Source organism: Pseudomonas sp. HMSC065H01 (assembly GCF_001815235.1).
In the GTDB taxonomy this organism is placed as follows: domain Bacteria; phylum Pseudomonadota; class Gammaproteobacteria; order Pseudomonadales; family Pseudomonadaceae; genus Pseudomonas; species Pseudomonas aeruginosa.
Genome location: NZ_KV819906.1, coordinates 227,512 through 240,354 on the forward strand (window position 1 = coordinate 227,512; position 12,843 = coordinate 240,354).

Sequence of the window (12,843 nt, forward strand, 5' to 3'; positions counted from 1 at the left end):
ATGGAGGACTTGCCATGACTGCCGTCGCACAGGTCGTCGCCAAGGCGGAAATGCTGATCCGCCGCCCCATCGCCGAGGTCTTCGAAGCCTTCGTCGATCCGGCCATCACCGCCAGGTTCTGGTTCAGCCGCGGCGATGCCCGCCTCGAAGCCGGGAAACGGCTGCGCTGGCACTGGGACATGTACGGGGTTTCCCAGGAAATCGAAGTGAAGGACCTGCAGACGAACCGCCGCATCCTCATCGAATGGCCGAATGGCGACAGCAACCCTTCCCAGGTGGAGTGGCTGTTCGAGGAACTGCCCGGCGCCGGGACCTTCGTCAGCATCCGCAACAGCGGTTTCGTCGGCACCCTGGAAGAGGTCATCCCGCGGGTGGTCGACGCCACCGAAGGTTTCACCCTGGTGCTGGCCGGGCTCAAGGCCTGCCTGGAGCACGGCATCGCCTTGAACCTGGTGGCCGACCGTTTTCCCCGCGGTCTCGATGGCTGAGCATTGCCTGAGTGCGCGTCCCGCACCGCGCAGCGTGCCCTCAGGCAATGCTCAGCCGAACGCGAAGTCGGCCAGCAGTTGCAGGTTCAGGCCGACGATCGCCAGCGCTACCGCCCAGGCCAGCCACCGGGTCCCGGCGCCGATCGCCAGCGGGCCCATCAGGCGCCGGTCGGAAACGAACTGTAGTAGCGGGATCACTGCCAGCGGCAACTGCATCGACAGGATCACCTGGCTGAAGATCAGCAGCCGCGCGGTGCCGTCCTCGCCGTAGAGCAGGGTCACCAGCAGCACCGGCAGCACTGCGACGCCACGGGTCAGCAGGCGCCGCGCCCAGGGCGCCAGGCGCAGGCGGAGGAAGCCCTCCATGACGATCTGCCCGGCCAGGGTGGTGGTGACCGTCGAGTTGAGGCCGGACGCGAGCAGCGCCACGGCGAACAGCAGCGAGGCGAGTTCCAGGCCGAGCAATGGCGAGAGCAGCGCGTGGGCCTGCTCGATATCGACCACCTCGGTGTGCCCGTTGCGGTGGAACACGCTGGCGGCGACGATCAGGATCGCCGCGTTGACCAGCAGCGCCAGGGTCAGCGCCAGGCTGCTGTCGGCCACCGCCCAGCGCAGCGCCTGGCGCTTGCCGGCGAGGCTGCGTGGGTAGGCGCGGCTCTGCACCAGCGAGGAATGCAGGTAGAGGTTGTGCGGCATGACGGTCGCGCCGACGATGCCGATCGCCAGGTACAGGGCAGCCGGATCGCTGAGCACCCGCGGGCTCGGCAAGAACCCTTGGAGCACCTCGCCGAGTTCGGGACGCGAGAGCAGCAACTGTACCGCGAAGCAGGCGAAGATCAGTGTCAGCAACGCCACCACGAAGGCCTCCAGCGGCCGCTGGCCACGTCCGATCAGGACCAGCACCAGCAGCGCGTCGCCCACGCAGAGCAAGGCGCCCCAGGCCAGCGGCAGGCCGAACAGCAGCTTCAGGGCGATGGCGGTGCCGATCACCTCGGCCAGGTCGCAGGCGATGATCGCCGTCTCGCAGGCCAGCCACAGCAGGCGGCAGGTGCTCGGCGAGTAGCGTTCGCGGCAGGCCTGGGCCAGGTCCAGGCCGCTGGCGATGCCCAGGCGCGCGGACAGCGCCTGCAGCAGCATCGCCATCAGGCTGGAGAGCAGGATTACCGAGAGCAGCAGGTAGCCCAGTTGCGCGCCGCCGGCGACGTCGGTGGCCCAGTTGCCCGGGTCCATGTAGCCCACCGCGACCAGGTAGCCGGGGCCGGCGAAGGCCAGCAGGCGGCGCCACCAGTGGCCGCCACCGGGGACTTCGACCGGTTGTGCGCGACCGGGCTCGGCGGTCTGGGTGGCCGGGGTATCCTTCGCGGACATGACGAAGCTCCTGCCGGACGCGTGCCGGCGCTGCGCGCGCCTTTCCCGGCGCGCCGTAGCGCGCGGGTTGGGCGAGCGGTTCAGGGGCAGGAAGTAGGAAGTCGGTCAGGCCGAGGCCGCCAGTTGCCGGTGCAGGTCCGGCAGGTCGCTGGCGATCAGGTCCCAGTCCTGCTCGGCGGCGAGGTCCTGGGTCTGGCCGGGGCCGTATTCCAGCGGCCGGGCGATGAACGCGGTCTTCAGGCCGAGGGCGCGCGCGGCCTTGAGGTCGTAGTTGTGCGCCGCGCAGAGCATCACCTCCTGCGGCGGCAGGTCGAGCAGGCGGCAGGCGCCGAGGTAGACCTGCGGGTCGGGCTTGTAGTGGCCGAACAGGTCGGCGCACAGCAGCATGTCCCAGGGCAGCCCGGCGTGCCGTGCGACGTCGAGCATCAGCGCGGTATTGCCGTTGCTCAGCGCGGCGAGCCAGTAGTCGGCCTTCAGCGCGTGCATCCCGGCGAGCGTGTCCGGCCACGGCCGCAGGCGGTGCCAGAAGCCAGTGATGCGTTGCAGCAGGGCCTCGTCCAGCGCCAGGCCGAACTCTCCGGCCAGGGCCTCGAGACTCTGCCGGTGCAACTGGTCGAGGTGCTGCCAGGGCGCCTGGCCGTTGCGTACCCGGTCCATCGCCGGCTTGTATTGCTGGCGCCAGCGGTCGGTCAGTTCCACGCAGGGCAGGGTTCCGCCGAGTTCGCGCTCCAACGCCTGGAACTGCTCGATCAGGCTGGAACGCCAGTCCACCAGGGTACCGAACACATCGAACAGGATCGCGCGCATCGTGCCTCCTCGGCCGTGGCCGTCATCGCTTCAGTGCTTCTGTGGCAGCGCCGTGGGCAGGCCGCGGCCGCTCCAGGCAGTGACCACAAGGGCTACCGCCGCCATCAGGCAGAGTGCCAGCCAGCCGGGGACGAAGCTGTGGCTGAAGTCCTTGAGCAGCCCCAGCGCCGGCGGCGCGAGAACGATCGCCAGCTGGTTGATGGCCATCGCCAGGCCGAGGGCGAAGCCGGTCTTGCCGACCGGCGCGGTATCCGCCACATAGGCCACCCAGGGACCGTACCAGCCGAAGCCGAAGAAGCCCAGCCAGGCCACTACCAGGCCCATCCCCAACGGTGATTGCAGGGGCAGCAGGACCAGCGCCAGCAGGCCGAGGATCACCGCGCCGAGGCAGACCATCACCGGGAAGTAGCGCCCGGCGCGGCAGCGGTCGCTCCAGGCGGCCAGCAGGATGCGCCCGGCGACGCCGCTGCCCTGGGCGACGAACAGCAGGGTCGCGGCCATGCCGATGCCGATCTCCAGGGTCTCGTGCAGGTAGAGCACGGTGAACACCAGGATGCCGTACTGCACCGAGATCAGCGCCACCCCGGAACAGACGATGTTCTTCATCGCCGGGTCGGTGATCATCGCCAGCCGCGACTTCACCACCGCGCCCAGGTCGCGTTCGGCGGGGTTCGCGCCGGGCGCGGGGGCGTCCGGCGGGGTGCGGTAGAAGAGCATGAAGGCCAGCGCGCCGAGGAACGCCACCAGGCCGCCGGCGAGGAATGCGCTGCGCCAGCCGTAGATCCCCGCCAGGTACGGCAGCAGCGCGGCGGACAGCGCGCCGCCCAGCGGCAGCCCGGCCTGGCGGATGCCCATGGCGAAGCCCAGCTGGGTCTTGGCGAACCAGCGCGACACCGACTTGCTGCCGCCCGGCTGCGCCGTGCTGTAGCCGGCGCCGACGACCACCAGGAACAGCAGGATGGTCAGGTAGTCGGTGGCCCACAGCGAGGCGCAGAGGGCCAGCGCGACGATCAGCGTGCCGAGGCCGACCACCAGCCGTTCGGAGTAGCGGTCGAGCAGCTCGCCGGCCACCAGCAGGCCGACGATCGGCACCAGCTGCGCCGCCGACACCAGCAGGCCGATCTGCAGCGACGAGAGTTGCAGGTCGTTCTGGATGAACACGGCGATCGCGCCGATGCCCTGGACGAAGAAGCAGGCGCAGGCCTGGGCGAAGGTGGCGATCAGCAGGATGACCCAGCGGTAGCGCTGGGTCGGGTTCGCGGCGAGGGCGGCGGTCACTGGACGAACTCCCGTGCGAGGGTGAAGTTGGCTTCGCCGAGCGGATGCAGGCGCTGCAGCGACAAGTATTCGCCGAGGGTGCGTTCCATGCCCATGCGCTGGAAGATCCGTTCGCCGTCGAGCTCGGCCTCGGCGCCGTTGGCGCGCAGTTCGTCGAGGGCCTGGCGCAGCAGTTGGCAGTTGTCGCTGAGCGTCACCCGGCCGTCATCGTCCACTGCATAGGGCGTGTCCTCCATGCCGACCCGCAGCACATCGACCTGGCTGTCCGCCTGCGCGGCATAGGCGGCCAGCCGGCGCACCGCGCAGAGCGGGGTGCCGGCGCGAGGACCGACGTCGAGCGGCCGGAAGTGCTGCGCGGCATGCTGCGGCATCACCGCCGCGCCGACCGTGATGCTGACCTTGCGCTTGCGCACGCCGGGTTCGCCGATGTCGTACTCCAGGCTCTTGGCGCTCTCGATCACCGCGCGGAACTGCTGGTAGGTCTCCGGGAACGGCAGGCGTGGCGAGAAGCCGAACAGCAGGATCACGTTCAACTGGCCGGAACCGCCCAGGCGCAGGCGCGGGTGCTCCACGGCGAAACGGGTCATGGCGTAGCTGCGCACATGCTGCACCCACTCCACCTCGTGGAACAGGCCGAGCTTCTGGCGCGCCTGGATGGCGTTGCGGTAGACCTGGAACTGGGTCATCGGCGAGGTCACCCCGTAGTCGGCGCCCTTGCTGGTGGAGTGGGTCTGCAACTCGGCCCTTTCCAGCGCCGTCGACGGCTGGTAGTCGCGCAGGTCGGCGAGGAAAGCCGGGCTGGAGGCATAGTCGAGGTCGAGCTTGCGCCTTTGCTTCTCCAGCTCGCAGATCACCTGCAGTTCGATGGCCGCCTGGATCGTCACGAAGTGCGCACCGCCCAGGTGCAGCGGGATGGCGCAGTGGCTGACCCGCTCCCACTCGCCGAAGCGGCGGATGTTCTCCTGCACCTCGCTGCCGTTGCGGCTGGCGCCGAAGCTCAGCATCAGGTCGGGGAAGCGGTTCTGCAGGGCGCGGCTGACCGCCTGGTAGATGTCGTTGTCGGTGGTCTGTTCCTGGGTCAGCGGGTTGCGCGCATGATAGTGGTAGTAGCGGCAACCCATCTCGTAGAGCTGGCGCGCTTCGTCCAGCAGTTCGCCGGGGGCGGTGCGGATGGTGGCGCCGGTGCAGATGCTGTCGAGCAGGCGGTCGCCGGTGGCGGCGTGGTTGCGCGGGGTGAACTTGGCGCCGGTGGAGGCGCATCCGAGAATCAGGGTTTTCCGGGATCCGGTCATGGTCGTCTTTCCTCCATTCATCATTCCATTGAGGGCGGAGCGGTCCGCGGCGGACCGAAAGGCTGCCCAGGGCGTCGAAAGTCGTCGGTGTCTCAGGCAGGTGAAAGATGTCGCTGGCGGGATCGTTATGCGTTGTTCTACGAGAGGGATTTAAACCGCATGGCGGCGGCCGTGCGCGGCGCATTCGGCAACGCTCGTTGCCGCCGGCACAAAGACCTTGCGCAAATCGCCCGGCGTTGCGCCAACCGCCGGCACGGCGGCGCAACGTTGCCATTCGCGCAAGGTCGCTCAACTGGCGGCGCGCTGTCGCAGGCAATCCTCCAGGGCCTCGCCGAGGCGCTCGATCTCGCCGTCGTCGGTCAGGTAGTGCGGAGTCAGGCGCAGTACCCCCGGCAGCGCCTGCTCGCGCAGCGCCCAGCGGGCATACTGCGGGCCGATGTAGGAGGCGTTCACGCCGCGCGCGTGGAGGCGCTTCAGCCATTGCTCGCCGCTCAGTTCGGGGGCCGCGTAGGTCATCAACGCGCTGGCGTGCGGCCCTTGTTCCAGCGGCGTCCAGCCGAGCCGGCGGTAGAGCTGCTGGGCGATGCGTTCGCGCAACTGGCGGTTGCGTCGGGCGATGCGCCGGACATCGGTCTGCAACAGGTAGTCGCAACTGGCCTTGAGCGCCAGGCGCAGCCCCGGGTTGAACTCCGAGCATTCGAAGCGCCGCGCGTCATCCCGCGCCTGCAGGGCGAAGGCGTCGCTCCATTGCGCGCCGCCGACGTCCAGCCCGTCGGGCAGGGCCAGGCGCTCCAGGGCACGTTCGCCGAGATAGAGCACGCCGAGTCCCTTTGGCCCGCGCAGCCACTTGCGTGGCGGGAACACCAGCACGTCGCAGCCGGTCGCCTCCACCGCCAGCGGCAACTGGCCGACCGCATGGCTGGCATCGAGGAAGAACAGCCCGTCATGGGCGCGGATGCGCTCGGCCACGCCCTCCAGTGCGGTAGCCGCGCCATGCCCGGTGGGCACCGCGCTGAGCGACAGCAGCGGCGTCTGGCCGGGGGCGAGGTCGTGCAACTGCTCGTCGAGCCGTTGCAACAGCTGTGCGGCGTCGCCGCGCGCGTCGATCAGGCGCAGCTCCAGCCCGCGCTGCTGGCGCGCGGCGAGCAGGCACAGGCTGTTGGAACCGTATTCGTCGAAGCTGCTGATCGCCCGTATCCGTGGATGGGCGGCCAGGGCCGCGGCAAAGGCCACCGACCATGCGCGGCTGGCGCAGTCGAGCAGGGCGATGTGCCGTGGCTGGGTGCCGAGCACCCGCGCGACGCTGTCGCGGACCGCCTGCAAGGGCTCGGCGAAATGCTCGGCGGCGCGCTGCACGCCCCAGCGCCGCTCGGCTTCCAGCCAGCTGTCGAGGGCCTCGTAGAGCACCTGCGGCGGCAGACTGGCGGAGCCGTGGGCGAAGTGCGCGTAGCTGCCCCAGGCCGGGGTCTCGCGGCGCAGGCGCAGCAGTTCGTCGGCACCGAAGGCGTCGGGGCCGGCGGGGAAGAGCGCGCTCATGGCCGCACCGCCGCGATCAGTTCCACCTCCACCGCGGCGCCGCGCGGCAGCTCGGCCACGCCGACGGCGGCGCGGGCGTGGCCGCCGCGCGCGCCGAGCACCTCGTCGAAATACTCGCTGGCGGCATCGATCACCGCCGGCTGCTGGACGAAACCCGCCGCGCTGGCGACGTAGCCGGTCACCTTGAGCAGCCGCTCGACCCGTTGCAGGCCGCCCAGCGCCTCCTCCAGCGCCAGCAGGCAGCGCGCCGCGCAGAGCCGGGCGGCCTGGCGGGCCTGTTCCAGGTCGAGTTCGCTGCCGACCTTGCCGGTCCAGCGCAGCTCGCCGTGCTGGCGCGGCAACTGGCCGCTGACGTAGGCGATGCCGGCGTGGAGCACCACCGGCTGGTAGGCGCCGCCGGCGACGATGGCCGGAGCGGGGGATGTCTGCATGGTCCTGTCCTCGTGGCGGACCCGCCCGGCCACGATGCTCGGGCGGGTCGATGGCTGGAAAAGCGCGACCTCACTACTGTGGGCCGGTTTTCCCGGTCTGTTTTGCGGGAGTCGACGAGCTGCTTGCCAAATCGGCAAAACAAACCGAACTTTAGCCTTGCAACAGGCACCGCCGCGCGAAGTAGACTGAAAACGCCCGACCGTTGAGGAACGCGCAACGATGATCGACCTGGTGATGCTCAAGGACTTCCTCGTCCTCTGTCGGATCAAGAGCTTCAGCCGTGCGGCGCAGGAGTGCCATGTCTCCGTGTCCGGGCTCAGCCGGCGTATCCAGACCCTGGAACAGTGGCTCGGCGCGCCGGTCTTCGAGCGCCACAAGCACGCCCTCGAACTGACCGAGGCCGGCCGCCAGTTGCAAGGCGTGGCGCAGGACGCGGTGCGCGCCCTGGACAACCTGCGCCAGTCGATCCGCGAGCGCGACGAAGACGCCCAGCGGCGCATCCGTTTCTGCGCCCCGCACATCCTCTCCTCGGTGTTTTTCCCGCACTGGATTCCGCGTCTGCAGGCGGACTTCCGCAGCGCCAAGTTCAGCGTCGACTGCGATTACCTGCCGCAATGCCTGTCGCGCCTGCGCGACGGCTCGGTGGACTACGTGGTGGCGTTGCTCGACGAAGGCGAGGCGGTGTCGCGCCGCCTGGGCATCGACAGCGAAGCCGAGTTCCAGCGCCTGGAGCTTGGTCACGAACAACTGGTGGCGGTCTGCGCGCCGGACGCCGCCGGCCAGCCGCTGTTCAACCTCGACCGCCTGCAGACCGAAGCGCTGTCGTTCCTCGGCTACTCCGAGGAATGCCACCTGGGCTGGGCCCTGGAACCGCTGCTGCGCGACAGCGGCCTGTTCCTCCAGCGCCATCACAGCTCCAGCCAGACCGAGGGGCTGCGCTTCTTCGCCCAATCGCGCCTGGGCGTCGCCTGGCTGCCGCATACCCTGGTCCGCGAGGACCTCGCCAGCCGTCGCCTGGTGCGCGCCGGCGGCCAGCGCTTCGACGTACCGCTGCGCTACACCCTGATCCGTCGCCGCCTGCCGCTACCCGGCGAGGCCGAACGCCTGTGGACCTTCCTCGGCGAGCTGGCGCGCCCGGCGCCGCGCTACGCGGTGGTCGGCGCGGCCTCCTGAGCCGCCGTCTCGGCGAGCAGGGCGCGGCGGAATTCACCGACCAGGTCGTCCTGCGCCGAACCGCTGCGGCTGACCATCACCAGCTCGCGCTGGAATTCCAGCGCGCCCAGTTCGATCACCCGTACCCGCGCCGGCTCGCGTAGCCACAGCCCGGCCCGGGGCAGCAGCGCCACGCCGAGACCGTTCTCCACCATCCGCGCGATCGCGTCGATCTCGTCCAGCTCCATCACCTGGCGCGGCCTGAGCTGCTGCGCCTCGAGGAAATCGCCCACCAGGCGACCGCCGAAGGACACATGGTCGTAGCGGATGAACGGTTGCGTGCGCAGCAATTCCAGCGCATCCGTCGCGGTGCATTGCGGCGGCGCGATCAGCACGAACGGCTGGCGCTCGACCCGTTGCGCGAAGAGCCCGCGCGGCAGGTTGAACGGCGGGCGGATGAGGATCGCCAGGTCCAGTTCGGCGGCGTCCACCTGGTCCAGTAGGTGCAGCGAGACGCCCGGCACCACCTGCGGCTCGATGTGCGGCGCCTGTTCGGCGAGGCGCTTGAGCACCTCCGGCAGCAGCCCGGTCTGCGCCGTGTTCACCGCACCGATGCGCAGGCGTCCGCGCGGGCTGTCGCCCTGGCCGATGCCGTCGAACAGCGCGAGGATCTGCTCGGCCGTACGCACTGCCTGCCGCCCGGCCTCGTTCAGGTGCGCCGCGCGCGGCGTACGCTGGAACAACTCGACGCCGACGCTGCGTTCCAGCGCGCGGATCTGCGCGCTCACCGCCGACTGCGTCAGCCCCACCTGTTCCCCCGCCGCGGCGAAGGAGCCCCGGCGCGCCACGGCGACCAGGGTGCGGAGTTCGCGGATCATCCAAGCCTCGAAAAAAGTATTGCTCAGGCGAAATATTATGCGCTTTCCATCGAAATCGGCACGGCAAATAATCCCGGCACACCCACAGAGGAACCGCGCCATGAGCCTGATGCCCTTCCACCTCGCCATCCCCGTCCACGACCTGCCCGCCGCCCGGCGCTTTTACGGCGAGGTCTTCGGCCTGAGCGAAGGCCGCTCCGCCGAGCACTGGGTCGACTTCGACTTCTTCGGCCACCAGTTGGTCATCCACCAGCACCCGCAGACCGACTCCCAGCGCCACGCCGGTAGCAACCCGGTGGACGGCCACGACGTGCCGGTGCCGCACTTCGGCGTGGTCCTCGCCTGGGACGACTGGCACGCCCTGGCCGAACGCCTGAAGCAGCGCGGCACCCGCTTCGTGATCGAGCCCTATATCCGCTTCAAGGGCCAGGTCGGCGAGCAGGCCACGCTGTTCCTCTTCGACCCCTGCGGCAACGCGCTGGAGTTCAAGAGCTTCCGCGACATGGACCAGTTGTTCGCCAAGTGAGATTGCCGGCGCTCCGCCTGGAGGCTGCGCTTACTGCGCGCAGTCCGTGCAGAACTCCAGCGCCGCGCAGCTGGACTGCTCATCCGGCAGGTTCGACGTTGCGCACTCTTTCTTGCGCACCACGCTACCCAGCGGCGCCAGCTTGAACCGCTCCGGCGGCGGGCTGGCCGGCTTTGCGCTTGTCGTCCCGTCGAGGTCGGGCTTGAAGGCGTGTTCAAGGTCGCCCAGGCGTTCGTCCAGGGTGGCGGAGGAGGCGAGGGCGGGCGTTAGGGCCAGGATGAGCAGGAGAACGCGGTAGGGCATGGGGTTTCCGGTGTGGGTGGCGATGCGCTGGAGCCGGGCACGGCATCCCCGCATGACGAGGAATCGAAGCGGCCATTCAAGGCGATTGCGTGTTGGCGATGGGATGCGCTCGCCCTCTGTTTGGCATTTTGTGAAGCGCTTCGCACCTTGCCCGAGCGGCGCCTTGTCCTGGCAAAACCGTCACCGCACAGTCCCCTTCCACCTTCATCCCCCTGCGACGCACCTCGCAATGCAACCAGCACCCCGGTTGCGCCACCCTCTACCTGGACAGCAGCGCAGCCAGCGAAGACCTGTTCGACACCGCCCGCCGCCGGCTGGAGTCGGCGATCGGAACGCTGAGCGTCCTCGACCTGCTCGACGAAACCGAAGACCGGCGAAAGCACCGCCGCATCACCGGCTCCTTGCTGTCGTTGCTCAGCGACGCCCTGTCGCTGTTCGAGGCGGAATACGCACGCAGACACCGATAACCGACGGAGGCGGTGCCCCCCGGCGAGGCCGGGGGTTAGAGGAGTCTCTATGTGAGCCGGTATGTTCATTGAGCCGAATTCACACAGGCCTTAACTATGAGCGTCTGTGCCGTACTATCCGCCTTGTCTGGCTAGGCTGTTGTGGTGAATTGGGCATACCTTTTCGCTACATGCCTAACGATCTCAAGTAGGTTTAGGTTTCTAGTAGAGGGGCATCGCTCCCGCTCTTTGCCAGGTTCGATTTTGGGCAGGTGCCTGATAGGCTGTCGCTCAACCATCATGAAAGGACTCTGCAGCTATGCCCGCCGTTATCGCTGAGAATGATGTGTCGATCTGGGACGACGAAACTGGAGCTGTCTACCACTACCCAAGGCGATACAGCGCCATCCTTAAGCCAGGGGTGCAGGTGGTTTACTACAAGGGCAAGCTGACAGATAAGTCCTTTGCTGATCAGCGCCTCAGTGCTCAGCCGCATTACTTTGGTATTGCGCGTATCGGCAAGGTTTACCCTGACCCTGAAAGCTCGAAAGGTGATCTCTTCGCGTTGATCGAGAGTTTTCAGCCATTTGAGCAGGCAGTCCTGGCAAAAGAAGGGAATAGCTACCTAGAGCCCATTCCGCCATCGAAGGCCAGCAACTACTGGCGTAGTGGTGTCCGGGAGATTGGACAGGTCACCTTTGATAGCATCCTGGCAAGGGCCGAGATTAAGCCTTTGCAGGTTGCCGAGAGTTGGGGCGATAGAGCTTTGGGGGGCTTTGAGTCTCGCACCGAGGGCAGTCTGTCCACCTACTACGGGGTCCGCTACGAGCGTGACCCAACACTGCGTCTCCAGGCAATTGCGATTCATGGTGTAGCTTGCAAGGCGTGCGGTTTTGATTTCGGAAAGGCATACGGCGAGTACGCGAAGGGTTTTATCCACGTTCACCACACGCAGCCCATTTCTGAGTTCGAAGCCCCCAAAGCCGTGAACCCTGAAACTGACCTGGTGCCCCTCTGTGCAAATTGCCATGCAGTTGTTCATCGCAGGCGTGATCGAACTCTTAGCGTCGATGAGCTGAAGGGGCTTGTTCGTGGGAGGTGGGTTTGCGCGGAGGCTGATGTAGTCATTTAGGTAAGGAAAAAGAAGGAAAAAGGGGACATATTTATTTTTCTGTCAGGCTCGCCTCATAGGGAGTGTAGCCTTGGCGAGCACTTTTGATCCCAGAAAACGTAAGCCCCTACGGGCGCTCCGGCAGTGAGTTCGTCGCGTCCAAGCATGGCTCAGTGTTGAGCAATTTGTCGCGCCAGCGGGGGAGTTCGCTGTCTTCCACATCCAGCCGTTTCAGCCATTGATCGGCCGCCCAGCCCACCAGCCGCAATTCGCCGTCGTGGGAGCCGCCGTGTAGCGAGCCGACGGTTTCATAGCGAATGCCTTTGAGCGCGTGGTTCAGCAGCACATACGGAGCGGGTCTGGAGTCTTCCGCATCACCCGCGATATAGGGATAGGCACCGGCCTGGATTACCACGCCATCGCCGTAGCGGTAGAAGGCAAAGTGGCTGGAGGGCAGTTGCGCACGCAGGGCATCGAGCCCGCCGGCCAGCGCCAGGCGCTCGTTGTTCAGGAGGGTTAGCCAACTGACAGTTTTGATTCTTGTAGGTTTGAACTCGGGAGTATTGGCCAGCAGACAAGCCGTCCCTACATCCAAACCCGGCATACGCGCCGCCATAAAGGCTTCGGAGGGCTCGTCATTGTCCCAACTGGTCGGCGAGAGATTGTAGGCATGCCCCGCATACCCCTGCTCCGGCTCTAGTCGCCGTGCGAAGTCAATAAACAGCTGTAGGAAATCCAATGGCTGCCGCTCTTGATATAGCAGAGGTACGGAGAACTCCAGAACACTAAGATCATGCCCCATTTTGGCTTGCCAGCTCCGCTTGCCGTAAATATCAAACAGCCAGGCGCCTGCATCGCGGGATTTCTTGCCGCTGGTGTAGCAGAAGCTGAGATGATCGTCTTCATCCATTGCCCCCATCATCTCGCGCAGTGGTTGGGTGTCACGGTATGCGGTCAGTGGCTTTCCTTGTGCAGGCTCTTCACGCCAGAGCCAGGTGAGGTGAGGCTCTGCTAGGCGCTTGAACTCATCGAAGCATTGGCATAATGACTCACGTACCAGTGGGGTATGGGCCTCTTTGAAGTAGAGAGTACCGCGTAGGCAAAGCACGGCACCGATATAGTCTTCGGGGCCGCCCTTCATCAACAGGTTGCCGGCTATTTCCAGTAGATGGGGTTGCTTGGCTAACTCTGCAGCCAGATCGAATGGCTGTTCCATGGGCTTTTCC

At 67.0% G+C, this 12,843-nt stretch carries 14 protein-coding genes; 5 read left to right on the forward strand and 9 right to left on the reverse strand.

What is annotated here, in order from left to right:
- The first annotated feature begins 14 nt into the window (after nt 1–14).
- Entirely contained in the window at nt 15–488 is a 474-nt protein-coding gene (locus tag HMPREF3014_RS21230) for an SRPBCC family protein (RefSeq protein WP_023086586.1), read from the forward strand.
- A gap of 51 nt (nt 489–539) precedes the next feature.
- On the opposite strand, the gene HMPREF3014_RS21235 is transcribed toward HMPREF3014_RS21230, so the two are convergent.
- The 6 genes from HMPREF3014_RS21235 to HMPREF3014_RS21260 all read right to left on the reverse strand — a co-directional run bounded on the left by HMPREF3014_RS21235 (nt 540) and on the right by HMPREF3014_RS21260 (nt 7,200).
- The gene (locus HMPREF3014_RS21235; RefSeq protein ID WP_003159597.1) at nt 540–1,856 is read right to left on the reverse strand and encodes an Nramp family divalent metal transporter; all 1,317 of its coding nucleotides are present in this window, start codon (nt 1,854–1,856) and stop codon (nt 540–542) included.
- A 105-nt stretch (nt 1,857–1,961) separates the two neighbouring features.
- A complete protein-coding gene (locus tag HMPREF3014_RS21240; RefSeq protein WP_003116497.1) occupies nt 1,962–2,663 on the reverse strand; it encodes a haloacid dehalogenase type II in 702 nt (233 codons plus the stop codon).
- Between the two features lie 30 nt (nt 2,664–2,693).
- A complete protein-coding gene (locus tag HMPREF3014_RS21245) occupies nt 2,694–3,941 on the reverse strand; it encodes an MFS transporter (protein WP_003085654.1) in 1,248 nt (415 codons plus the stop codon).
- Nucleotides 3,938–5,233: a 3-keto-5-aminohexanoate cleavage protein gene (locus HMPREF3014_RS21250; RefSeq protein WP_003085656.1), complete on the reverse strand. Its 1,296-nt coding sequence runs from the start codon at nt 5,231–5,233 to the stop codon at nt 3,938–3,940. The genes HMPREF3014_RS21245 and HMPREF3014_RS21250 overlap by 4 nt, the downstream gene beginning before the upstream one ends.
- A 288-nt stretch (nt 5,234–5,521) precedes the next feature.
- Nucleotides 5,522–6,769: an aminotransferase class V-fold PLP-dependent enzyme gene (locus HMPREF3014_RS21255; protein ID WP_023086585.1), complete on the reverse strand. Its 1,248-nt coding sequence runs from the start codon at nt 6,767–6,769 to the stop codon at nt 5,522–5,524.
- On the reverse strand, nt 6,766–7,200 hold the full coding sequence (locus HMPREF3014_RS21260) for a RidA family protein (protein ID WP_003158601.1): 435 nt from the start codon (nt 7,198–7,200) through the stop codon (nt 6,766–6,768). Before HMPREF3014_RS21260 ends, HMPREF3014_RS21255 begins: the two co-directional genes overlap by 4 nt.
- Before the next feature lie 220 nt (nt 7,201–7,420).
- Between HMPREF3014_RS21260 and HMPREF3014_RS21265 the strand changes: the two genes are divergently transcribed.
- On the forward strand, nt 7,421–8,374 hold the full coding sequence (locus HMPREF3014_RS21265; protein WP_003085661.1) for a LysR family transcriptional regulator: 954 nt from the start codon (nt 7,421–7,423) through the stop codon (nt 8,372–8,374).
- Here the strand turns inward: HMPREF3014_RS21265 and HMPREF3014_RS21270 are convergent.
- Entirely contained in the window at nt 8,347–9,231 is an 885-nt protein-coding gene (locus HMPREF3014_RS21270; RefSeq protein WP_009875989.1) for a LysR family transcriptional regulator, read from the reverse strand. The genes HMPREF3014_RS21265 and HMPREF3014_RS21270 overlap by 28 nt on opposite strands.
- A 100-nt stretch (nt 9,232–9,331) precedes the next feature.
- Between HMPREF3014_RS21270 and HMPREF3014_RS21275 the strand changes: the two genes are divergently transcribed.
- A complete protein-coding gene (locus HMPREF3014_RS21275) occupies nt 9,332–9,757 on the forward strand; it encodes a VOC family protein (protein ID WP_003116492.1) in 426 nt (141 codons plus the stop codon).
- Nucleotides 9,758–9,787: 30 nt separating this feature from the next.
- Here HMPREF3014_RS21275 and HMPREF3014_RS21280 read toward each other — a convergent pair whose 3' ends face one another.
- Nucleotides 9,788–10,060, reverse strand: coding sequence for a hypothetical protein (locus HMPREF3014_RS21280; RefSeq protein WP_003124230.1), 273 nt, complete (start codon nt 10,058–10,060; stop codon nt 9,788–9,790).
- 206 nt (nt 10,061–10,266) lie between these two features.
- On the opposite strand from HMPREF3014_RS21280, the gene HMPREF3014_RS33780 reads away from it, so the two are divergent.
- Nucleotides 10,267–10,527, forward strand: a complete 261-nt coding sequence (locus HMPREF3014_RS33780; RefSeq protein WP_049234094.1) for a hypothetical protein — start codon at nt 10,267–10,269, stop codon at nt 10,525–10,527.
- Nucleotides 10,528–10,825: 298 nt separating this feature from the next.
- Nucleotides 10,826–11,638 (forward strand): HNH endonuclease, encoded by an 813-nt coding sequence (locus HMPREF3014_RS21285; protein WP_023087758.1) that lies wholly within the window; start codon nt 10,826–10,828, stop codon nt 11,636–11,638.
- A 106-nt stretch (nt 11,639–11,744) separates the two neighbouring features.
- Here HMPREF3014_RS21285 and HMPREF3014_RS21290 read toward each other — a convergent pair whose 3' ends face one another.
- Entirely contained in the window at nt 11,745–12,833 is a 1,089-nt protein-coding gene (locus HMPREF3014_RS21290; protein ID WP_003140888.1) for a DUF3396 domain-containing protein, read from the reverse strand.
- Nucleotides 12,834–12,843 lie beyond the last annotated feature (10 nt).

What these genes read in the sequence shown, in the direction of transcription:
- HMPREF3014_RS21230 (WP_023086586.1), top strand. Translation starts at nt 15, where the DNA reads ATGACTGCCGTCGCACAGGTCGTCGCCAAGGCGGAAATGCTGATCCGC.
- HMPREF3014_RS21235 (WP_003159597.1), bottom strand. Translation starts at nt 1,856, where the DNA reads ATGTCCGCGAAGGATACCCCGGCCACCCAGACCGCCGAGCCCGGTCGC.
- HMPREF3014_RS21240 (WP_003116497.1), bottom strand. Translation starts at nt 2,663, where the DNA reads ATGCGCGCGATCCTGTTCGATGTGTTCGGTACCCTGGTGGACTGGCGT.
- HMPREF3014_RS21250 (WP_003085656.1), bottom strand. Translation starts at nt 5,233, where the DNA reads ATGACCGGATCCCGGAAAACCCTGATTCTCGGATGCGCCTCCACCGGC.
- HMPREF3014_RS21255 (WP_023086585.1), bottom strand. Translation starts at nt 6,769, where the DNA reads ATGAGCGCGCTCTTCCCCGCCGGCCCCGACGCCTTCGGTGCCGACGAA.
- HMPREF3014_RS21260 (WP_003158601.1), bottom strand. Translation starts at nt 7,200, where the DNA reads ATGCAGACATCCCCCGCTCCGGCCATCGTCGCCGGCGGCGCCTACCAG.
- HMPREF3014_RS21265 (WP_003085661.1), top strand. Translation starts at nt 7,421, where the DNA reads ATGATCGACCTGGTGATGCTCAAGGACTTCCTCGTCCTCTGTCGGATC.
- HMPREF3014_RS21270 (WP_009875989.1), bottom strand. Translation starts at nt 9,231, where the DNA reads ATGATCCGCGAACTCCGCACCCTGGTCGCCGTGGCGCGCCGGGGCTCC.
- HMPREF3014_RS21275 (WP_003116492.1), top strand. Translation starts at nt 9,332, where the DNA reads ATGAGCCTGATGCCCTTCCACCTCGCCATCCCCGTCCACGACCTGCCC.
- HMPREF3014_RS21280 (WP_003124230.1), bottom strand. Translation starts at nt 10,060, where the DNA reads ATGCCCTACCGCGTTCTCCTGCTCATCCTGGCCCTAACGCCCGCCCTC.
- HMPREF3014_RS21285 (WP_023087758.1), top strand. Translation starts at nt 10,826, where the DNA reads ATGCCCGCCGTTATCGCTGAGAATGATGTGTCGATCTGGGACGACGAA.
- HMPREF3014_RS21290 (WP_003140888.1), bottom strand. Translation starts at nt 12,833, where the DNA reads ATGGAACAGCCATTCGATCTGGCTGCAGAGTTAGCCAAGCAACCCCAT.